General features: G+C 51.9%; 2 pseudogenes. Both read right to left on the bottom strand.

Annotation, left to right across the window (positions count from 1 at the left end):
• Positions 1–259: pseudogene (locus ACR0EL_RS21405) on the bottom strand (hypothetical protein); the annotation flags it as partial.
• A 395-nt stretch (positions 260–654) separates the two neighbouring features.
• Positions 655–1,424 (bottom strand): annotated as a pseudogene (locus tag ACR0EL_RS21400) (IS5 family transposase); the annotation flags it as partial.
• Positions 1,425–1,675 lie beyond the last annotated feature (251 nt).

The following is a 1,675-nucleotide window of genomic DNA, read 5'->3' as shown; positions in this document are numbered from 1 at the left end:
TTGCACGAGCCGCCGGGAACACGACAACCTTGTCGTCATAACCGCTGTCAATCTCAACAGGTTCAATATGCGAAGCTGCCGAACTGACCCAGAAATCTTGATCAGGCTCAGGGTATCCATCCTCAAACACAAGCACCAGAGTCGCTTCGTTCACCTCACGCACCAGCTCGGCAACGAAAGTCTGAGCCCCGTTTGACAACTCGATCTTGGCACTTTCGTTGATCTCGCCGGGGTTGGCGAAACTGGCTCCGGCCGCCAATATAGATCCAAGACCGGTGGAGCCTGCGTGCAGCGCAACTTGGTTTGCACTTGCGGCGAGTTGGACCCCTCGCCCCCTCCAGCACCAAGAACTGCCAACGCACAAGTGGGCCAAAGGCGCCGCCTCAAGCCCGTCAACTTCCGTCTGCGTCCAAAATATTGCTATTCGACCGTTATAACCGGTTCTCATCTGTCCGCCCGCACTTTTACTCATCCCACAAGTAACTGTGCTTATGTATCAACGAAAAAATGGGCGGAAAAGAGACCGAAATGCAGCAATCACGAAAATGTTGCTAAAGAACAGCCTCATATTGATACTTTTCGTCGAATGTTGGTGAACGTCTGGCGCACTGCGCTAGACTCTAGGCTCATTGAATTTCGGAGCCTGAAAATCTCTGCGAGTGCGATGGCTGATGGGAACACTTTCAGCCATCTTTCGTAGCGGGTTTCTACGCGGCTCCATTCCTTCAAGCGACCGAATATGATCTTGATGCAGTTTCGGCGCTTGAACCTGTGTTTGTCTTTTCGGACAGGCTTCTCGCGTGACTGTCTGCCGGGGAAGCATGGGCGTATCCCTTTGTCTTTCATAGCCTTTCGGAACCAGTCAGAATCGTAACCCCGATCAGCAATCATCCAATCGGCGGCTGGTAGGCTGCTCAGAAGTGCCCTGGCACCCGTGTAATCACTGATCTGACCGGCGGCTATGAAGGACCGGATTGGGTGACCAGAAGTATCGGTGACGGCATGCAACTTGGTGTTCATTCCCCCTTTGGCACGCCCAATCAGGCACCAGCGCCCCTTTTTTTCAACCTCAGGCTTGAAACCGTGCAATGTGCCTTCAAATACTTGCCCAGGCCCACTCGAACGCATGGTGTTCGCCTGCTCACTACTATCATGATCGCCCTGTGATCGGAATGGTCCGAAGCCAGCCCTTCCATGATCCGTGCAAACACGCCGTTGTCGCTCTAACGTTTTCAGCAGTTGTAGAGCGTCTTGGGTGGGCCATACTCCTTCGGAGCATCGGACCAACGCAAGCCTTTGCGACTAATAAAGATAATCCCGATCAAAACACGTCTGCCATCCACACGAGGCTTGCCATGCGGCTTAGGAAAAAAGGGTTTAAGACACGCCATCCTGGCGTCGGTCAGCCAAAACAAGCCACTCATCACGCCTCCTGAAGGCCAGGAAGTTGAGTCAGCCCGGTCCAGAAATTGCAACCAAATCAATGAAACCAGAGCCTAGGTTTTGCCAAACAGCACTTTGCTCCAGCGAAAAACCGTTTAATGTGGCGCAGAACTAAATGGCTTGTTTAGCTTAATTTAAAATAAAACGAATTGGGAGCATTGAACTTTGCTAGTTGTTCGGTATTGGGACGTGTTTGTTGTCCTAAGTTTGGCGTGCTTCGCACTCTGTGTAT

This window comes from Ruegeria sp. AH12, assembly GCF_056541465.1.
This window is presented reverse-complemented; position numbering and strand designations above follow the sequence as displayed.